Raw genomic sequence first — 18,633 nt, 5'->3', positions numbered from 1 at the left:
AGGAGACGCAGTGCAGTATCGAGTAATTCAATCACAAATCGAGCTAAATGGTTTTGCCAAAAATATCGCTGAGGCACAGGTAGTTGCTTTAGATACGGAATTTATGCGTCGTCGTACTTTGTATCCAGAAGTCGCGCTAATTCAAGTATATGCCCAGAACCAACTTGCCTTGATAGACCCTCTTCTAGAGCTAGATCTATCACCTTTGTGGGATATTTTTCAAAACCCAGAAGTATTAAAAATACTTCATTCACCTTCTGAAGACATTGAAGTATTCCAAAAATTTGCAGGTTTTGTACCGGCGCCAATTTTTGATACGCAATTTGCCCTTCAAGTATTAGGGAAGGGTAACTGTGTCGGGTTTGCTAATATGGTTAACACTATCTTGGAAGTTGAAATAGACAAAAGCGAATCTCGAACAAATTGGCTACAAAGGCCTCTAACTCAAAAGCAATTGGACTATGCGGCATCCGATGTATTTTATTTAATGCCTTGTTTTGAATCTATCTACGAGCAGATAAGCGAGCGTGGCTTGATGGATATTGTGGTTGCTGAAAGTGAATTGATCGCTAAAAAGCGTGCTTTTATGGTACCTGATGACCAAGTCTATCTGGATGTAAAAAATGCTTGGCAGCTAAAGCCTCGAGATTTAGCCGTATTAAAGGAGCTAGCAGCTTGGAGACGCAACAAAGCTGAGAAGAAAAATCTCGCACTAAGTTTTGTGTTAAAAGAGCACAATATGGTGGAGATTGCTAAACGTCGCCCAACCTCACTGAGCGGATTGCGTAATATACCAGGAATTGAAGCGATGGAAGTTAACCGCTCAGGTAAAGAAATTTTGGCCTGCGTAGAGCAGGGCAAATCGATATCAGAACCGCAATGCCCGCAAAAACTATTACGCTTGATAGATTACCCAAATTACAAAAAAGCGGCAAAAGAGCTTAGTGCGAAGATCAAACATATTGCTGAGAGTAATGACATACCAGCAGATGTATTGGCGTCTAAAAAGCAAGTAAATCAACTGATTAGTTGGAATTGGAAAAAAACCGCAGAAGAGCGAGCCTCTCTACTAAAGCCAGATTTGTTGCAGTCATGGCGTTATGAACTTGTTAAAGATGTGCTTAAAGATTGGGATGTGTAATTAAGCTGAAAAGCATTGCGAATACGAGATGAGCTGAAAGACAGGGCAAGTGTATGTTGCGGGAAATGTTAAAGTTCCTTTGTGTACCTAATAAAGGTGCGGTATAATTGCAAGTACGATAGCTAACATACACAAGGAGTGGATATGACAATCAAAAAGCTATTATCGACCTGTACTTTTCTTTTCGCTGCATCATCAGCCTATGGCAACGACTATGTTGGTGCGCTAAATATTGATACAAATAATCTTATTTGGTCAGCAACCACAAGCTACTCGGCGGGGCAAGTAGTAAGAGAGGGAGAAAGTGGTAGCCTATTTGTTGCCACGACTAATATTAATGTAAATGCTCAAAACCCTACGCCTGTAGAAGATAGCCAACGGTGGGTGTTATTAGTTAAAGGCGAAGCAATTGCCGATGATCTCGTTAAGAAAATTCCACAAGACGCTAAAGCGATTTTTGTAACGAGTCAACAGTTCAGAGGCTATGAGTTATTTGATAACTATCGAGATGAAGTCGATGCCATATGTCAATCTGCAGCAGATGCATCTGAATATGCTCCACAGGGCACATATGGAGCGATTATAGCCCTAAGTAGTGACTATCGTTCAGCGACTAGTCCAATCTCCCATTCTCATGAATACTACTTATTAAATGGCACGAAGGTTGCCAATAACAAACAAGATTTTTATTCTAACCGTTTATTGTCACCTATCAATATAGATGAAAACTTAAATCAAGTTACAACTAATTTATACGTCTGGACAAACTCATTTTCCACTGGCGACAGTGGACATACTGAATCATGCCTAAAAACCTATAATGATCCTGGCGTAGCACAAGTAGGTAATGCAAGCAAATCAGACGCTTGGTGGAGAAGTACTGATTCAAGATACTGCCAATCTAGCGCTCGGTTGTATTGCGCGCAAAAATAAAAAGTGGTCGACAACGTTGGCTACTATTGCTAAAAGGCTTGTGGGTAGGTTTGTTGATACAAAGAGTTTATAGATAAATATCTACCTGCTGGCTTTGATTTAGTATAGCTAGCAGGTAGATTTCGTAGTTTTCATTCAGCTATTTCGATTCTTTATCGTCATCTGGTAAAGTGACGTTAAGCTCCAAAACAGCTAAATCATCTTCATTTTGTTCAAACTGAACGTTTACTGCATCAGAATCAACTTTTACATATTTACGGATCACATCAAGAATATCTTGCTTGAGTTGTGGCAGATAATCTGGAGTGCCTCTTTTTGAGCGCTCATGGGCAACGATGATCTGCAAACGCTCCTTGGCGAGCGATGCGCTACTCTTTTTCTCTGAACGAAAATAGTCAAGTAATGACACGTTAACCTCCAAAAATCCGTTTTAATAAACCCTTTTTCTCTACATCAAGAAAACGGAAGTCGATAATTTCACCTAACAAACGATTAATTGCATCGCTATATGCCTGTCCGGCATCAGACTCGCTATCAAGTACAACTGGCTGACCAGAGTTCGATGCGTTAAGTACGGCTTTTGATTCTGGAATAACACCAAGTAAATCGATAGCAAGTATTTCTTGTACGTCTTCTACTGATAGCATTTCACCGTTTGCAACACGCTCTGGGTTGTAACGAGTTAGCAGTAAATGCTCTTTTACAGGCTCTAAACCCATCTCTGCGCGTTTTGATTTACTTTGCAAAATACCAAGAATTCGGTCTGAGTCTCTAACCGATGACACCTCTGGGTTAGTTGTAACGATCGCTTCATCAGCGAAATATAGTGCCATCATAGCACCTGCTTCAATACCCGCTGGTGAGTCACAGATGATGAAATCAAAGTTATCTTTCATTTCATTTAAAACGCGTTCAACACCCTCTTTAGTTAGTGCGTCTTTGTCGCGCGTTTGTGATGCCGGAAGTATGTATAACTTCTCTACACGTTTATCCTTGATCATCGCTTGATTTAGATTTGCTTCACCATTGATAACGTTTACAAAATCGTAAACGACTCGGCGCTCACAACCCATGATTAGATCTAAGTTACGAAGGCCAATATCAAAATCGATGATGGCTGTTTTGTAGCCTTTAAGTGCAAGGCCAGTACCAATAGCTGCGCTAGACGTAGTTTTGCCTACACCGCCTTTACCCGAAGTTACGACAATAATTTTTGCCATGTGATTTATCCTTTGACCAAAGCTGTTATTTCTAATGAATCATTTTTTTGTTTTACTTGTGCAGCCTGTCCCCAATGTTCTCCTTGCAAAGAATCACTGATCCAATAACTGCCATTAACAGAAACCAATTCGGCTTCAAGACGCTGACAATAAATTGCGGCGTCATCGTATCCTTGAGCCCCAGCAATTGCTCGGCCTCTTAAAGTACCATAAATATGAATATTTCCGTCAGCTATCACTTCCGCACCATGACTGACCGCACCCATGACAATCAAATCTCTGTTTTTAGCATATATTTGCTGACCTGAACGAACGGTGGCGTGAACAATCTGTGGTGGTAAATAAACTTCTTTCTCAACTTCAACCACTTCGGTATCGCTGGTTTTAGTGGCGACAGGTTTTGCATTGTCTTTACTGTAGTTTAAAACGGATAGTGCCGCAGATTTAGCTGCTTCATTTTGTTGTTCAGAACCGTTGCAAATACCAACAGGATTTAATTGTAAATCAACGAGGGTTTGCTTTAACGTTTCAAAATCAACGTCGGCATCCTGTAATTTGGCGAGGTTAATAACAATCGGGGCACCGATAAAAAATTTGGGTGCCTGAGATATTTTTTCGTCCAGTGCCTTGCTAAGTTGTTTGATGTCAACCGAGAACAAGTGCAACACAGACAGGGTAAAAAGGTTCCCTTTTAACTCAAATGTTTGTTCTGACATAAGCGCTCTATAAAATGCATACTTAATACTTCAACAGTCTCTTATTAATTATTTTTATGTGGAATAAAAAATGAGTCTGTCAGGGCGTAATTGTTATTTTGGCCCCGTATTTTAAACGTTTGTAAGTCGCAAAACTTTCCAAATACAATGAGTGTCATGGTATAGTGCCGTTTAGACATAAGCAAGAATTTATAGGGTTATAATGCTCACTGCTGTATATAAAAGCTCAAAAAAAGCTGATACCTACCTTTATGTAGAAAAGCGCGACGATTTTACAAAAGTGCCAGAGCCATTAATGAACATGTTTGGCCGACCACAGTTCGTTATGATGTTTAATTTATCTAAACGAGACAAGCTAGGAGCAGCAGATATCGCTTTGGTTAAGGAGAAGTTAAGCAGTGAAGGATTTTACTTACAGCTTCCTCCACCAGAAGAAAATCTTTTAGAACAATTTAAAACAGAAAATGGAGTGTCCAGTGATTAAAAAGTTATCAGTGCTTGTAGGCGCACTTTGTCTGACAAGTTCTGTTTGGGCTAATACACAAGAAAAATTCGATCAGTATGTTGCTGACTTAAAAGTTGAAGCTCAAGCAAAGGGGTACGATCAAGCATTAATAGATAGTGCATTTGCTACAGTAAAGTTTAAGAAAAAGGTTATAACAGCAGATAAAAATCAGCCAGAGGTAGTAGAGACGCTAGAAACCTACTTACCTAAGCGTGTACCGCAGTGGAAAATCAATCAAGCTCGCAAGCTTTACAAAGAACATAAAGAAATCTTAGAGAAAATAGCCCAAGAATACGGCGTGCAAGCTAGGTTTATCGTTGCTCTGTGGGGGCTCGAAAGTAACTTTGGGCGTATTCAAGGTGGTTATCCTGTGATCAGCGCTTTGGTAACACTGGCGTTCGACGGACGCAGAGAAGCGCTATACAAACGCCAGCTATGGGCTGCGTTAGATATTTTAAAGTCAGGCCATATTACACTTGAAGACTTTAAAGGCTCTTGGGCAGGGGCGATGGGTCAAACTCAATTTATGCCTACCTCTTTCAATTCATATGCTGTTGATTACAACAAAGATGGCCGAAAAGATATTTGGACGACCGAGGTTGATGCATTTGCTTCAATTGCCAATTACCTCAAACAGGCAGGTTGGAACGACAATTTGACTTGGGGTAGACAGGTTAAGCTGCCTGTAAACTTTGACAATAAGTATATTCTCAAACGCGGCACAAAAACACGCAAAGAGTGGCTTAATTACTGGAAAGAATCTGAGCGTAACTTGGCTGATTGGCAAGCTTTAGGCTTACGCCGTGCAGACGGTTCTGATTTGCCAAAAGTAGACGTTACAGCTGCTTTGGTAATGCCAGACGATATTAATGGTCGCATGTATCTGGCGTACGACAATTATAAGGCCTTAATGCATTGGAACCGCTCATACTATTTCGCAACAAGCGTAGGGTATTTGTCAGACAGAATAGCTTACCCAAAGTTATAAGACATATTTGAGGCCGGAATGATATCCGGCCTTTTTTATACACAGTCACATTTGCGTGCTCTGTTCATGCCATACCTTAAGAAAGTTGTTGTATTAGGTCCTTTGCTTCACGTGCATTGTGCTTTACCCACTGACTCGGCGAAGTGCCCGTATGACGTTTAAATTCTTTATAAAAGGTATTTTTGTTGTTAAATCCGCTGTTGTACATAATATCAGTTATTGTGAAAGCGTTTTTCTGGTCTTTTAAGAGGTTGCATGCGTGTTGAACCCTATAGCTATTCAATAGTCGATAAAAGCTGCTTTTCATGTGCACGTTCAGTAGCTCTGAAGTTTGATGAGTAGTTAGATTCAACTGCGCAGAAAGTTTTTTCAGACAAAGAGCGTTATCGAGATACACTTTGTTAGCTGTGAATAGTCGAATCACTTGCTGTGAAAGGCTATTTGCAGTCTCTTTGTCTAGTAGTCGTTCTTTTTTTATTGTAAGTGCCTTATTAATTCCAAGCTCCTCTGCCTTTTTAGGAGTGTACGCCGCATTGAATGCGCTAATGGTAATATAGCAACAAATAAGTAGATTGAGCATATGCCACAGCGGTAGTATCCAAGGGGAGTTATTTAAATAACAAAAAGTAACTAAGCCAGCCAAACACACTATAGCAATGACGGTGACGATATTTGCCAGTTCGTATTTTGAACGCATATTAATTACTGTGCTAAAAGCAAATATACTTGTCGCTAGATAGCTAAAAATTACAACAAAATAGACTATTACCAAGCCAAGAGAGTGGGTTGCTATATCACTGATCCTTAAAAGGAAGAACACTGTAAATGGCAGCATGTGTAGGGTTATATGATAAAATGACGCTTTCTTGCGTTGGTAGTGAAGAAATATGAGTGCACAGAATAACAAGATAACACACTGAGATAGCTTGATAATAAAGTCAGGAAGCTCTCCATAGCGCACCCCTATATAGCCAGTTAACGGTATAATTAATAACGCAAAAAATCCGCTATGTAGAAAGCTTGAGTTATTATCGCTCGTTTTGTGTTGCTTAAATATTAATCCAGAACAGAATAGGGCAATACAACAGCTAGCCAAATACAAATCTTCTATCATCACAATTACCTTCCTTAAGTAAGTTGTTTGCATCATTTAAAACCATTAGCTTGATCAGTTTAGCTAAACTAACCGTTACTAATATATTGAAAAATTTGCATAAATAGATTTTTAGTCATTTCTTATCCATACAGACGGCAAACTGTAAGCAAGTCAGAATACTCTTTATAAACACATAAACGAGGGAAACTGATGAATAAAATAAACATGCTTTTTTTGTCTGTGGCGTTGGCTGCACCATCTACAGTACTGGCGAGTGAATCTGCCAAGGAGCAACTCAAGAGTAATGTTAAGCAATATATAAGTGCTTGGTCTGAACAGTCAGATGCTAACAGGTTCGATATCTTAAAGCGGTCTGTGACACACAATTTCACCTATAAAGACCCGAGTTCATCTGAATTTACAATCGATTCAGATGAAAAAATCAATCAATGGATTTCTAATTTTCATAAAGATATGAAGCAGGTTGGCATCTTGCAAGTTAAGGGTGAGCTTGTTTCAGAAATAGATATACATGGACCCCAAGGAAACGAAGTTCTTAGATTTAATTGGAGAATTAGTGGCTTTGATGGCGCTGTTGTATTGGCTGAAGGTGTAGACTATGGCACTAGCAAAGATGGTAAATTAGCCAGCATTACGGGCTTTTTTGGAGACCTAACACCTAAATGTGATGCAAAGGAGTGGAGTGAACACACTGTTTATCAAAAAGGTCACACAGTTACGTACGAAAACAGTGTGTATGAAGCGCGTTGGTGGGTAAATGAATCTCCCAAGCAAAACACTGCTGCTTGGCAGATGCTCTATGATTGTGTAAAGATTGCGCCCTAGTTTGGGTAATTAAATACTTACTTGGTAATCATTATCGAAAAAAAAGGCAGCATTCCAACATGCTGCCTTTTTGATACGGCATTAATGCCTACAAGTGTGTAATGAATTCTTAATTCTTTGTTTTACTAACTTTTAATGTCAGTAATATGAAAGCGGCTGAACTTTCCCCCAAAATACTCGATAGGAAAACGCTGTGTACGCAAGGATAGTAGGCACAACTACTACGACGCCATAGAATAAAAACCTCAGTGATTCAGGCGCAGCTAACGCTTCGAAAATAGTGAGTTTTCCCGGCACCACATAAGGGTAAAAGCTGTAAAGCAAGCCAAAGAAACACAATATAAAGATCACGCATGAGATCAGAAACGGCAGCCAACTGCCAATATCAGGATGTAGCTTTAGTTTGATAAGCACTCTATCAAGTATTACAAACATAAATAGACAGATGATAGGCATAGGTAAAAGTAATAGTAGAATCTCTGACTCGAACCAGCGCTCGTATACACTATGATTGATTATCGGGTTTATAGCTGAGACTGCGACTACGCCTAAAAAGGCCATACGCGTCGCCATTTGACACCAACAAATAGCCTGCTGTTGTAGTTTGCCTTGTGTTTTTAGGATTAGCCATGCTGCACCTATCAAAGCATAGGCTGCAACCACGCCAACACCACTGAGACATGCAAACACGACAGCAAGAGCACTTTGATCAAACGACATTACGTATAGGCCAAGCATATAGCCTTGTGTGAATGCACTAATGATTGAACCTAGTTTAAACAGTTTATTCCACATAGACTTGCGCTTTATTTTGGCTTTTGCTCTGAAATCGAAAGCGACACCGCGAATTATCAGGCCAATGAGCATTACTGTTACCGGTAGGTAGAGTGCTTGCAAGATCATGCTGTGAGCCAGGGGGAAGGCAATGAGGGCAAGACCTACTGCTAGTACTAACCAAGTTTCATTAGCATCCCAAAAAGGACCTATAGAGGCTATCATCGTATCGGCATGTTCTTCGTTATCGGTTGGTAGTAGTATGCCTACGCCTAAGTCGTAACCATCCAGTACAGCGTAGAGCAAAATCGCCAGTGCCATCAACGAGGCATAGATAAAAGATAGAGTTTGCGCATCAAGCATAAACATTCTCCTCAACTGAGGTCTTTTGGTACTCTTCTACCTCAACAGACTTGTCAGCTGTATAGAAAAGGGTCCTGACATAGGCGATGAGAAGTAACATATATACAGTCAAATAGGCTATGAGGGAAATCAGAACATTATCGCCAGCTACCTGTGTCACAGCGTCTTCTATGCGTAACACGCCAGAGACTAAGTACGGTTGACGACCTATTTCCGTGACATACCATCCGGCTAACGTCGCTATCCAGCCAGAAAAGCTCATTGCGACAAGAGTCTTAAGTTGCCATGGTGCGAGAGCATCATTGCGCCAAAGCGATATCCGAAAATACACAGCGACGGCTATCATCAGCATGCCCATCCCAACCATAATTCTAAAGCCAAAGAAAACAGGTTTAACTGGGGGAGTTGCGTCTTTGAATTCGTTAAGTCCTCTAATGGTACCGTTTTTCTCGTGCGTTAAAATCCAGCTTGCTAAATTGGGAATAGCAATTTCGTAGTCGTTAGAACGGGTTTTCTCATTGGGAATAGCAAACAATAACATGTCTGCTCCTTGTTCTGTTTCCCATATTCCTTCCATTGCAGCGACTTTTTGTGGTTGATGCTCGAAGGTGTTCAAGCCGTGCAGGTCGCCTACAAACATCTGTAGCGGCGCTAGTAACATCGCAACGGTGAGGGATACTTTCAACGTGAGTTGAGGGGCTTTTTTGTCATCCCCTTTGAGCAGTCGATAGCTGCTAACTCCTGCGATTAAGAACGACGCTGTTAGGCCACTTGCCAACAACATATGTGCTAATCGATACCCAAATGAAGGATTGAAAATTACCAAAAACCAATCGGTTGGAAACACGATCCCATCTCTAATTTCAAACCCTGCGGGGGTTTGCATCCAAGAATTAAGGGATAAGATCCAAAATGCGGATAGGCTGGTACCGATTGCCACAATTACCGTCGATAGAGTATGTACCTTTGCAGAAACGCGTTTCATACCAAATAGCATGACTCCCAAAAAGGTGGCTTCCATAAAGAATGCTGTTAGTACTTCATAACCGAGTAAGGGACCTGCTATGTTGCCAACTTTCTCCATAAAGCCGGGCCAGTTGGTACCGAATTGGAATGACATGGTGATACCGCTGACCACACCAAGGGCGAAAGTCAGGGCGAATATTTTGACCCAGAAGCGATACGCTCTAAGCCAAATAGGATGTTGAGTCTGATCGTACCTAACTTTGAAGAAAACCAAAAACCACGCTAACGCGATGGTAATGGTAGGAAATAGAATGTGAAAGCTAATGTTGGCTGCAAACTGTATTCGCGACAACAGCAAGGTATCAAGCATGACGCACCTCGGCGATTAAGACTTCTTAAGTAATTTATCCTTTAAATCAATCACTTTTCCAACAGAAGAACCAAGCTTCATAAGTGTCTGTAATTGTTCTGGGGATAGACGTTGTAACTCTGCTGACCATTTTGTAACGGTCTCTAATAGGTCATGAATAGCTTGGATTTGTTTTTGTGCGTATTCCTCCTCGGGAGAATTGGGGCCATCAAGGATCTGATCGCGTAGTAGGGATAGTGTTGGGTCAATCTCGCGCTTTCTGCGTTCTTCAAAAACACGATTTGCTAAGTCCCATATACTGCCACTGGGTGCATAATATTCTTTTCTATCGCCGGGAATGTGAGTAACTTTTACCAATTGCCAAGACTGTAGTTCTTTGATCCCCATACTGACATTTCCGCGACTGATTTTTAGTGACTCAGCTATTTCATTGGCGGTCAATGGTTGTTCGTGAATGACCAGAAGACCTACCATTTGTCCTATGGTTCGGTTAAAGCCCCAGCGGCTTCCCATCTCGCCGCAATGCAGTACAAAATTTTCAATTTTTGGAGATAAAATCATTGTTCTAAAGTTTCAGTAATTATTGAAACTTTAATATATAGAGAGGTTTGATATAGATCAAGAACTATTTTTCAAGCTGTTTAATGTATTTTTGAATATAATAGCTGGGGGTAAAAAAGGAATAGATTAAGGCTAAAAAAGACATGTAAATGGGGCCCACACATCGAGCCCCTGATAACACTATTTAGTGTAAAGTGGTAAAGCTGCGCCCGTTACATTAGTGTACTCCACAACGGCTACTGGGTAGAACTCAGTTTTACGAAGTGCTTTGGCAGTTTTGCTACTAGAGGGACCAACCCAGAAATACCCTATAAAAGGCTGTACCCAACCTGATTCAGAACTCAAAATACCTGGCAACTGAGTGTGCTTATCAGTACTAGGCTGTAAACGCTGGGGTAAAACGTTGTTGCCAATACTATATAGTGGTGTTTGCATTCCTATTTTTCGTAAGTAACTTAGCTCAATAATAGGTGTATAGCCTGGTAGGTTGCTTACATGCAGGTCGACATAATATTCGCCCACTCGATAGTTCAAATCAGCTAGTGACTTAGGGTAGCCCCAAATTTCAATACCTGCACGAATAGCCGAAGGACTATTAAGCTCCAAATCCTGGTTGTACATGGCGTAGTCAGAAGGCAAACCTTGCTGTGTATTAGCAGCATTCGCCTGTGCCATGATCTGTTGTGAAGCCAATAAATATGCCATCTTTTCTTGATTGCTGGCATAAACAGATAAGCAGGGTAACTCAAGTGCTGGCGCTGATTTACGTTTAACAGCGATAGTGTTAACCGTTTCTGCGTATGGTCCGACTGGGCTGCTCGTTATATCTTGAAAATACAGAACACCAATGCTTTGGTTGGTACCTTCGCCATCACACTTAATTTCAATTGGTTCAAAATTATCGTTAGCAATAAACTTTGCCGATTGCTTAGTATTGATAATTGATAAAAATGCAGTGGTAAGATTGCCTGAAACGTGAAAAGGCATCGACACTGAAGTACCGTCGCTAAGCACAATATTTTCGCTGACAGGGTACTGTTCTGTGAGGCTTGCCGCAAAGCTTGTATTGCATAGTGATGTGATGATAGATACTAGCCCAAGTCCAAAGGCTTTATGTTTGTTCATTCTTGTTTTCCTTTTTGATGATTCAATTGTCCCTTAATTCGGGCTGAATAAGGTATCACGGTTTTGTTTTTGAACAAATAAAAAGGGATAAAGATGGGCGAGTAAAAATGAAAACGCCGCTAACATAGCGGCGTTTTCAATAATAGTTTGGTTATCTTACAGCCATCATGATGATGCCTGGTAAAATGAAGAATGAGCCTAGTACATAACCTAGAGCGGCAGGTTTATTGTTTGCCCCTATTTGCGCAAGTTTTTCAGCGCATGTCAAAGGTAACTCTCTAAGCACAGGGATGCCATATATGAGTGCGACGGCTAGTACATTAAACATAACGTGGACTAAAGCGATTGTTAGGGCAACCTCGGCAGCAGGACCTGTGATAGAAGTTGCTGCAAGTAGCGCTGTTATGGTTGTGCCTATGTTTGCACCCAAGGTGAATGGGTAGATTTGACGAGTAGTGAATACACCGCTGCCAGCTAATGGGATCATTAAGCTCGTGGTGGTTGAAGACGATTGCACCATTATAGTAACAGCTGCACCTGAGCCAATTCCAGCTAAAGGTCCGCGTCCTAACGCACTGTGAAGTATATCTTTGGCTCGACCAACCAAAGCTTTTTTAAGTAATTTACCAAGCGCTGTAACGGCAAATAAGATAAGTCCGATACCAGCTACCACCATAGCAACACCAAGTAGTTTACCATCCAAAAAGCTTAGTGCATCTTTGATCAAACCAACCGTTGGCTTAACTAATGGTTTAATAAAGTTGTAACTTTTTAATGAGAGATCGGTATCACCTACAAACATGTGCGACAAGCTAGCGGCGAGTTTTTGTAATATCCCAAACATGATTTCTAGGGGTAAAAAGATAGCAACTGCTATCAAGTTAAAAAAGTCATGAACTGTGGATGCTGCGAAAGCTCGTTGAAACTCTTCTTTAGATCTGATGTGACCAATTGAAACTAAAGTGTTAGTAATGGTTGTGCCTATATTCGCACCCATAACCATAGGAATTGCAATTGAAATAGGCAGACCACCAGCAACTAATCCAACAATAACTGAAGTTACAGTAGAGGAAGATTGTACTAACGCAGTCGCAAGCGCACCTAACAGCAATGCGACGAACGGGTTTGTTGCAAAAGCAAATATTTCTTTAGCGCCATCGCTGCCACCAGAGGCTAACTTGAAGCCACCGCTGACTGTACCAACGGCTACCAAAACGGCGTAAACCAATAAAACGATAGCAGCCCAGTTTAAGAATTTATATAAGCCAGAGTGTGCGGAATTTCGCATAGATTTTCTCATTGTCCTGCATCAAATATGACAATTTGATGGTGTTTTTATGTCAAGAACGCGGATTTAAACATGCGATTGTTACAGAAATATTTCACTGATGCGATTTTATCACTAAACTCGGGACTAAATCATATATAATCATTTAGAATCATATGGTTGTATTGTTCTATGTTAATTGTAGTGAAATTAACAGCGCTCAGAGCTATAAAGAACTTCCTTCTGTAATTTCTTGCTTGGTACTTTAGTCTTATTTTTTGTTTTAAATCAAAAAAAATATAAATATTTTCATTGTCCCCAAACCGAGGGTTTCCAATCGGCGCTTGTTCAAAAGTATCGTTTTTCGAAATAAAATTTATGTTAATACTAAGATCGTTGTTGTTATAAAACAGCAAATTAAGGTAATTCAATATAATTGCTAAAATAGCAGTTATATTCAGTTTACATCATTTTAATCTTATTTTTTTGTATGTTTATCAGCGTTCCCGTTCATTTTTGTTTTTAAAATGTAAAGAAAGTGTGTTTGGAATGTATTAATCTATGCTTTATAAAGATGAACACTAACTGAATGTTGTGATCTTCCCTGATTGTGTAAGCAAAGTTATCTAATGGCTTTAGTAATATAGAAAAGGAAAGATGCAGTCGCTATGTTTGTTAGTACAAAAGTATTGTTTTTGTATCAGTATTCGTGTCTGTCATTCAATGCAGGCGAGCTGATTACTTTAATAGGGTCGGGCAATACTGCTTGATTGCTATTAGCGCTGGTTACCAGATTTGTCTCTGGTATACGAATGGTTAAATGAAGGAGTATGTAAAATGTTTCAAGGTTCAAGTTCTTTTCAGCACAAACCGAAAGGCTTCACTTTAGGCTTAGGTCTAAAGCGTGTTGCGTTAGGTGCGTTCGCATTAATAAGTGCTTTGTCTTTTAACACCGTACAAGCTACAGGTACTGAGTTTGCTGGGTGTATGGAAGAGACGGCAGGGTTTGCAGTTCAATGTACGGCCAACGACGTCAGAATTGCCGGAGTATCATCAAATCCCGATGGCACTCCTAAGCTGGAAATATTAGATGATGGGTGTGCGTATCAAGGGGATACAGTGCAATTCACAGCGACATTTGATATTGAGACAACTTCTAAAGAGCGTCATGATATCGGTATTTATTTTGTTACAGATGGTGACCCAAATAACGATGGTGCTCAAAGTGGACAGTGTAGTATTTCAACCTTGCCATTTGCACCTTCGCCTCCTTGGCTAGATTTAGATGGTACAAATGACCCATTCCCAGGGACCAGCGGCCCATCAGGCGTTCAAGATGAGTGTGGTGACATAAGTAAGCCTGACTTCAATCCACTTTCACCAACCTTCACATTAACAGCAACCTGTGTTGACCCCGATAATGACGGACAGCTAAACCTACCTTATTGTACAAGTTGGCGTCAGTCTGGTGCAAACGAACTATGTGTTAATCCAAGTGATGCTTACCCTGGTTCACCTTCAAAATGTAAGTGTGATAATACCTTTAATATTCCTATCGCCGTTCCACCAGCTGAACTGTTAGTGTCTAAATCTGTTAATCCAGACACTTTGGTTGAGCCGGGCGGAAATGCGACCTTTACGGTTACAGTGACCAACGTTGGGATAGACCCGTCAAATAATGTCACAGTCAATACATTGTCTGACAGCATTTATGGCGACATCACAACGGCAGGTCATGATGGTATTATCAGCACGACTTGTAGCGTACCTCAGGTGATCCCAGCTGATGACCGCAACCCAGGCGGTGTAGACACTTACACCTGTCAATTCACCACCAGTATTGTAGGCAACGCAGGCGATGTTGAAGTTGATGTTGTCACAGCAACAGGGGTAGACGACAACGGTAATGTACTTACAGGTGACGATACGGCACAGGTAGCAATTACTGATTCAGCACCAAGCATCACTCTAGTTAAAACGGCTTCGCCAACGCAATTGCCAGAACCTGGCGGATTAGTGAGTTTCACTATGGTGATTGATAATACCAGTGCCGCTAGTTCCGACCCTATTACTATCACTGCTTTGATAGATAACATCCATGGCGATTTAAACGCTCAAGGCGATTGTTCTGTACCACAGGTAATCAATGTGGGAGCGCAATATAGCTGTACATTCTCTGCTCAAGTGAGTGGTAACGCTGGTGATTCAGAAACTGATACCATCACAGCGACCGGCACAGATGATGAAGGAAATACAGTAAGTGCGAGTGATTCGGCAACTGTGGTAATTCTAAATACACCATCAAGTATTGAAGTGCTCAAAACAGCCTCACCTTCTTCGTTTGATGAACCTGGTGCGAATGTTACGTACACTTACACCATTAACAATACATCTTCGGTGGATTCGGTAACAATAGAGGTCGCTGATGACGATAAACTAGGCTCTATAGCCGGTCAAGGCACATGTAGTCTGCCTCAAGTTATTGCGCCAAGTGGCTCATATTCATGTAGTCTGACCACCTATGTCGCGGGAAATGGCAACACATCTGTCACTAACGTTGTATCTGTTTCGGGCTTAGATGATGATGGGGAAGTAGTGTCTGCTGTTGATGATGCAACAGTAAACATTCTTAATACACCGCCAGCAGCAAGCCTAGTTAAAACGGCCACTCAAGCGGTGGTGACTTATCAGGTTAGCGTGTCGAATGATTCTGACTCTGAGGCCTTGACTATCACCCAGCTAATGGATGATATGTTTGGTGATATTACCGTTGTTGCAGGAAACATTCAGTCAACAACATGTTCAGTGCCACAAGTTATGCAACCAGCTACGCAAGCGGGTGATAGCTATAACTGTCAGTTTAGTGCGATAGTGACCAGTTCACCTCATGTGAACAATGTGACTGCAACGGTAATTGATGATGACGGCTCTCAAGCTATTCAGCCAACGGACTCTGCGAGTATAACGTTCGAATAACTGCATGCTCAAAGTTTATCTCAAGGCGCGTGATATACGCGCCTTTTTATATAACAAGAGCAAGCTGGAAATCATGTATACTTCTTTAGTACTACTTTTTGTTTGACAATATAATAAATAGTATGCTTTTCTCCATATTTACTACATTTTCTTTCGTTAGGCTGTGTCTAGTCTAATTAACCTGCGTTAGTGTATGAAGTCACGTCATATTTTTTTGCTTTTACTCAATTGCTTTGCCAGTTTTTTGGTGACCGCTGATGCGTTAGAGCTTACCCCGAGTCAACATGAGTATGAGTTAAAAAAGTATGCCTTGTTTTTTCATGACTATAACAAGCAAATAAGTAGTGTGAAGCAACTACAGTCAATGCCTAACTTGCTCGAACCCTACACAATTCAAAAACCAAATCCAGAAGGTTACTGGAAGTGGGCTCAGATAGACATCACAAATCATACAAATGAGTCTACTTGGTATGTGTCATTTGGTTTTGCCCGATTGCCTGTACTGGAAATGTACTGGCAATCACAAAGCGGCGAGATAATTAGTCTTAATGAGTCAAGTAAATTTACGGATAGGCCGTTTAAGCACCCACAGTTGTATATTCCTATTGAGATCTCTCCCAAGCAGAGCAAAACACTCTATATTAAATACCAAACGTTCGCGAACGCCCCTGCTAATATCCGAATTCACAGCCCAGATCACTTCACACAGACGATGCAAATGAGCGTACTAAACAACGCCATAATAGTGGGCATTGTTTTGGCGATCCTTTTAATAGTTACTGTAAACCTGTTTTTCAATCGTAATCTAACGAATGTGTTCTACGCGCTTTGGACAAGTATGTTCCTGTTCATTGTGGTTGATATGGCAGGATTTACTTATCAATACTTTTGGCCTGAAGTCGGTCAGTTTTCTAACACGTTTTCCATCGTATTGATGGTATTGGTGCCAATATTACATATTCTATTTGTGCGAAGTTTTTTGCAGCTTAAGTATCATCATGTAGCGCTGGATAAAATTTATATTGGATCTCTGTTGGTTTATACCGCATTAGTTCCTGTAGCTTTGTGGTTGCAATCTGTTTTCTACAATCTTCTCGCTAGTTCGCTGATAATTCCCATATTTCTATACACCTGCTACTGGTGTATGAAACAACAAGCGCCGGGGATTAGAATATTTGCTGTTAGTTTATTCAATCACGTGCTGTTTGTTAATGTATTAGCAATTTTAGGAGCAAGCTTTGGCAATGTTTTTGCGCAAGTAGATATATCTACTTATATAAAAGTCGGCTATTTGATTGAAGTGTGCTTGTTCACAGTAGCTATGGCAGTGCAACATAAATCGGTTCAGTATCAATTGGTTTATCGTCTCCAAAAGCAAGTTAATTCGCTCAATGAATCCATGATGCAAGAACAGAAAATATCATTACAGAACACCGAGCAAATTAAGAAAAATGAACAGCGGCTTTTTACAGATTTATCTCATGAGTTAAGGACACCATTAACCGTAATGAAAATTCAGGTAGAGTCACTACAGCATAACATCGTTGATAACGTACATGACTCTTACAAAAAGCTTCAAGATAAAATTGATGAGCTAAATGAATTTATTAATACTTTGATGCTCGTAAGTGATTCTAAAGATTTACATTATGGTTTGAATATTGAGCCTGTTAAGGTAGGTCACTTTATCAAGCAAGTCACGCACAGTTGTGGGCAGTCTATAGACAGCAATCAGCACTGCTTTAGTGTGCGCTGTGAGCTCAATGGAATGAGTACTATCAGTATAGATGCGAAGGCGATTAAACAAGTGATTGATGAAGCTATTTCTAATGCATTGAAGTTTGGTGGCAGTACAGTGCAAATTCTTTTGAGTTTTATTGAGACAGATAACAACCTAACAGTGCGTATCGAAAATTCAGGCGATCCGTTAACCTTTGATGCACATCAGTTATTGTTTGAGCCTTTATTTAGACAAGAGCCTTCTCGTAATAGTGCCTCTGGAGGTAAAGGAATGGGGCTTGCGGTATGCAAAAAGCTAATTGACGCGCATCAAGGAGAAATCACATCTTACAATAGCTCTCTAGGTGGGGTTGCTATTGAGTTTAAATTGCCGAAGTCATTTGCTTATGAATTTGCGTGATCTTTGCTAATTAACGTCGATTTAAGTAGACTTTGCATTGATCTTGTAATGATGAAGTACTAAATATGAACAACGAACCATTTTGGCAAACGAAATCGCTAGCGCAAATGAACCAACAAGAGTGGGAAGCTATTTGCGATGGTTGTGGTAAATGTTGTCTAAATACTTTCATTGACAGTGACCATGAGGAAGATGAAGCGTTTGCCAGTACAGACTTTTTACGCGAGGGTGAGAGCCTGATCTATACCAGTTTGGTATGTCAATATATCGATGAAAACACCTGTGGCTGTACACGTTACAATGAACGCCAGCAGCTTGTACCTTCTTGCGTAAAGCTTACCAAAGAAAACCTCAAAGATATATTCTTCATGCCTCAAAGCTGTAGTTATCGCCGTCTTTATGAGGGCAGGGGCCTTGCAAGTTGGCACCCACTGCTCAACGACGGCAGTAAAGAAAAAATGCACCAACTTGGCATTAGTGTCAAAGGGCGAGTTACGAAAGACAACACCGTCGATATGGAACATGAGTTTGAAGGTTATGTTGCTGATTGGCCGGCATTTGATTGTGACTGATGGATTTAGTTACACGTTGTTAGACTCGGACCGATAGTTACCCAAGCTTCAAGCGCAGACAATTAGCTTATTTA

17 protein-coding genes are annotated in these 18,633 nt (G+C 40.6%); 8 read left to right on the top strand and 9 right to left on the bottom strand.

Going from position 1 to position 18,633, the window contains the following annotated elements:
• The first annotated feature begins 10 nt into the window (after positions 1-10).
• Together rnd and BIW53_RS14585 are read left to right on the top strand one after the other, a co-directional pair.
• Complete coding sequence (rnd, locus tag BIW53_RS14590) at positions 11-1,141, top strand: ribonuclease D (RefSeq protein ID WP_070992745.1); 1,131 nt, start codon at positions 11-13, stop codon at positions 1,139-1,141.
• Between the two features lie 144 nt (positions 1,142-1,285).
• On the top strand, positions 1,286-2,074 hold the full coding sequence (locus BIW53_RS14585) for a hypothetical protein (RefSeq protein WP_070992744.1): 789 nt from the start codon (positions 1,286-1,288) through the stop codon (positions 2,072-2,074).
• Between the two features lie 139 nt (positions 2,075-2,213).
• On the opposite strand, the gene minE is transcribed toward BIW53_RS14585, so the two are convergent.
• From minE to minC, 3 genes are read right to left on the bottom strand one after another with little or no spacing between them, the layout of a single operon-like run.
• Positions 2,214-2,483: a cell division topological specificity factor MinE gene (gene minE / locus BIW53_RS14580; RefSeq protein ID WP_070982931.1), complete on the bottom strand. Its 270-nt coding sequence runs from the start codon at positions 2,481-2,483 to the stop codon at positions 2,214-2,216.
• A gap of 1 nt (position 2,484) precedes the next feature.
• Positions 2,485-3,294 (bottom strand): septum site-determining protein MinD, encoded by an 810-nt coding sequence (gene minD / locus BIW53_RS14575; RefSeq protein WP_070992743.1) that lies wholly within the window; start codon positions 3,292-3,294, stop codon positions 2,485-2,487.
• Between the two features lie 5 nt (positions 3,295-3,299).
• Positions 3,300-4,010 carry a septum site-determining protein MinC gene (gene minC / locus BIW53_RS14570; RefSeq protein WP_070992742.1) on the bottom strand — a complete coding sequence of 237 codons (711 nt, stop codon included), beginning with the start codon at positions 4,008-4,010 and terminating at the stop codon, positions 3,300-3,302.
• Positions 4,011-4,212: 202 nt separating this feature from the next.
• Between minC and BIW53_RS14565 the strand changes: the two genes are divergently transcribed.
• Entirely contained in the window at positions 4,213-4,494 is a 282-nt protein-coding gene (locus BIW53_RS14565) for a YcgL domain-containing protein (RefSeq protein ID WP_070992741.1), read from the top strand.
• Positions 4,487-5,503 carry a lytic murein transglycosylase gene (locus tag BIW53_RS14560; RefSeq protein WP_070992740.1) on the top strand — a complete coding sequence of 339 codons (1,017 nt, stop codon included), beginning with the start codon at positions 4,487-4,489 and terminating at the stop codon, positions 5,501-5,503. The genes BIW53_RS14565 and BIW53_RS14560 overlap by 8 nt, the downstream gene beginning before the upstream one ends.
• Before the next feature lie 76 nt (positions 5,504-5,579).
• Here the strand turns inward: BIW53_RS14560 and BIW53_RS20955 are convergent, their stop codons facing one another.
• On the bottom strand, positions 5,580-6,200 hold the full coding sequence (locus BIW53_RS20955; protein WP_175442150.1) for a helix-turn-helix domain-containing protein: 621 nt from the start codon (positions 6,198-6,200) through the stop codon (positions 5,580-5,582).
• Between the two features lie 609 nt (positions 6,201-6,809).
• Here BIW53_RS20955 and BIW53_RS14550 point away from each other — a divergent pair.
• Complete coding sequence (locus tag BIW53_RS14550) at positions 6,810-7,445, top strand: carbohydrate-binding protein (RefSeq protein WP_070992738.1); 636 nt, start codon at positions 6,810-6,812, stop codon at positions 7,443-7,445.
• Between the two features lie 138 nt (positions 7,446-7,583).
• Here BIW53_RS14550 and BIW53_RS14545 read toward each other — a convergent pair whose 3' ends face one another.
• The 5 genes from BIW53_RS14545 to BIW53_RS14525 form a co-directional block, all read right to left on the bottom strand.
• Complete coding sequence (locus BIW53_RS14545) at positions 7,584-8,582, bottom strand: cytochrome d ubiquinol oxidase subunit II (RefSeq protein WP_070992737.1); 999 nt, start codon at positions 8,580-8,582, stop codon at positions 7,584-7,586.
• Entirely contained in the window at positions 8,575-9,918 is a 1,344-nt protein-coding gene (locus tag BIW53_RS14540; RefSeq protein WP_070992736.1) for a cytochrome ubiquinol oxidase subunit I, read from the bottom strand. The genes BIW53_RS14545 and BIW53_RS14540 overlap by 8 nt, the downstream gene beginning before the upstream one ends.
• Positions 9,919-9,933: 15 nt before the next feature.
• Positions 9,934-10,479 carry a GbsR/MarR family transcriptional regulator gene (locus BIW53_RS14535; protein ID WP_070992735.1) on the bottom strand — a complete coding sequence of 182 codons (546 nt, stop codon included), beginning with the start codon at positions 10,477-10,479 and terminating at the stop codon, positions 9,934-9,936.
• A 180-nt stretch (positions 10,480-10,659) separates the two neighbouring features.
• Positions 10,660-11,604 (bottom strand): hypothetical protein, encoded by a 945-nt coding sequence (locus BIW53_RS14530; protein WP_070992734.1) that lies wholly within the window; start codon positions 11,602-11,604, stop codon positions 10,660-10,662.
• Between the two features lie 151 nt (positions 11,605-11,755).
• Positions 11,756-12,904 (bottom strand): Na/Pi symporter, encoded by a 1,149-nt coding sequence (locus BIW53_RS14525; protein WP_070992733.1) that lies wholly within the window; start codon positions 12,902-12,904, stop codon positions 11,756-11,758.
• Between the two features lie 804 nt (positions 12,905-13,708).
• Between BIW53_RS14525 and BIW53_RS14515 the strand changes: the two genes are divergently transcribed.
• The 3 genes from BIW53_RS14515 (at position 13,709) to BIW53_RS14505 (ending at position 18,559) form a co-directional block, all read left to right on the top strand.
• Entirely contained in the window at positions 13,709-15,847 is a 2,139-nt protein-coding gene (locus BIW53_RS14515; protein ID WP_070992731.1) for a DUF7507 domain-containing protein, read from the top strand.
• 193 nt (positions 15,848-16,040) lie between these two features.
• Entirely contained in the window at positions 16,041-17,987 is a 1,947-nt protein-coding gene (locus tag BIW53_RS14510; protein WP_070992730.1) for a sensor histidine kinase, read from the top strand.
• Positions 17,988-18,052: 65 nt separating this feature from the next.
• On the top strand, positions 18,053-18,559 hold the full coding sequence (locus BIW53_RS14505; RefSeq protein ID WP_070992729.1) for a YcgN family cysteine cluster protein: 507 nt from the start codon (positions 18,053-18,055) through the stop codon (positions 18,557-18,559).
• The last annotated feature ends 74 nt before the right edge of the window (positions 18,560-18,633 follow it).

Source organism: Pseudoalteromonas byunsanensis (genome assembly GCF_001854475.1).
GTDB lineage: Bacteria > Pseudomonadota > Gammaproteobacteria > Enterobacterales > Alteromonadaceae > Pseudoalteromonas > Pseudoalteromonas byunsanensis.
This window is presented reverse-complemented; position numbering and strand designations above follow the sequence as displayed.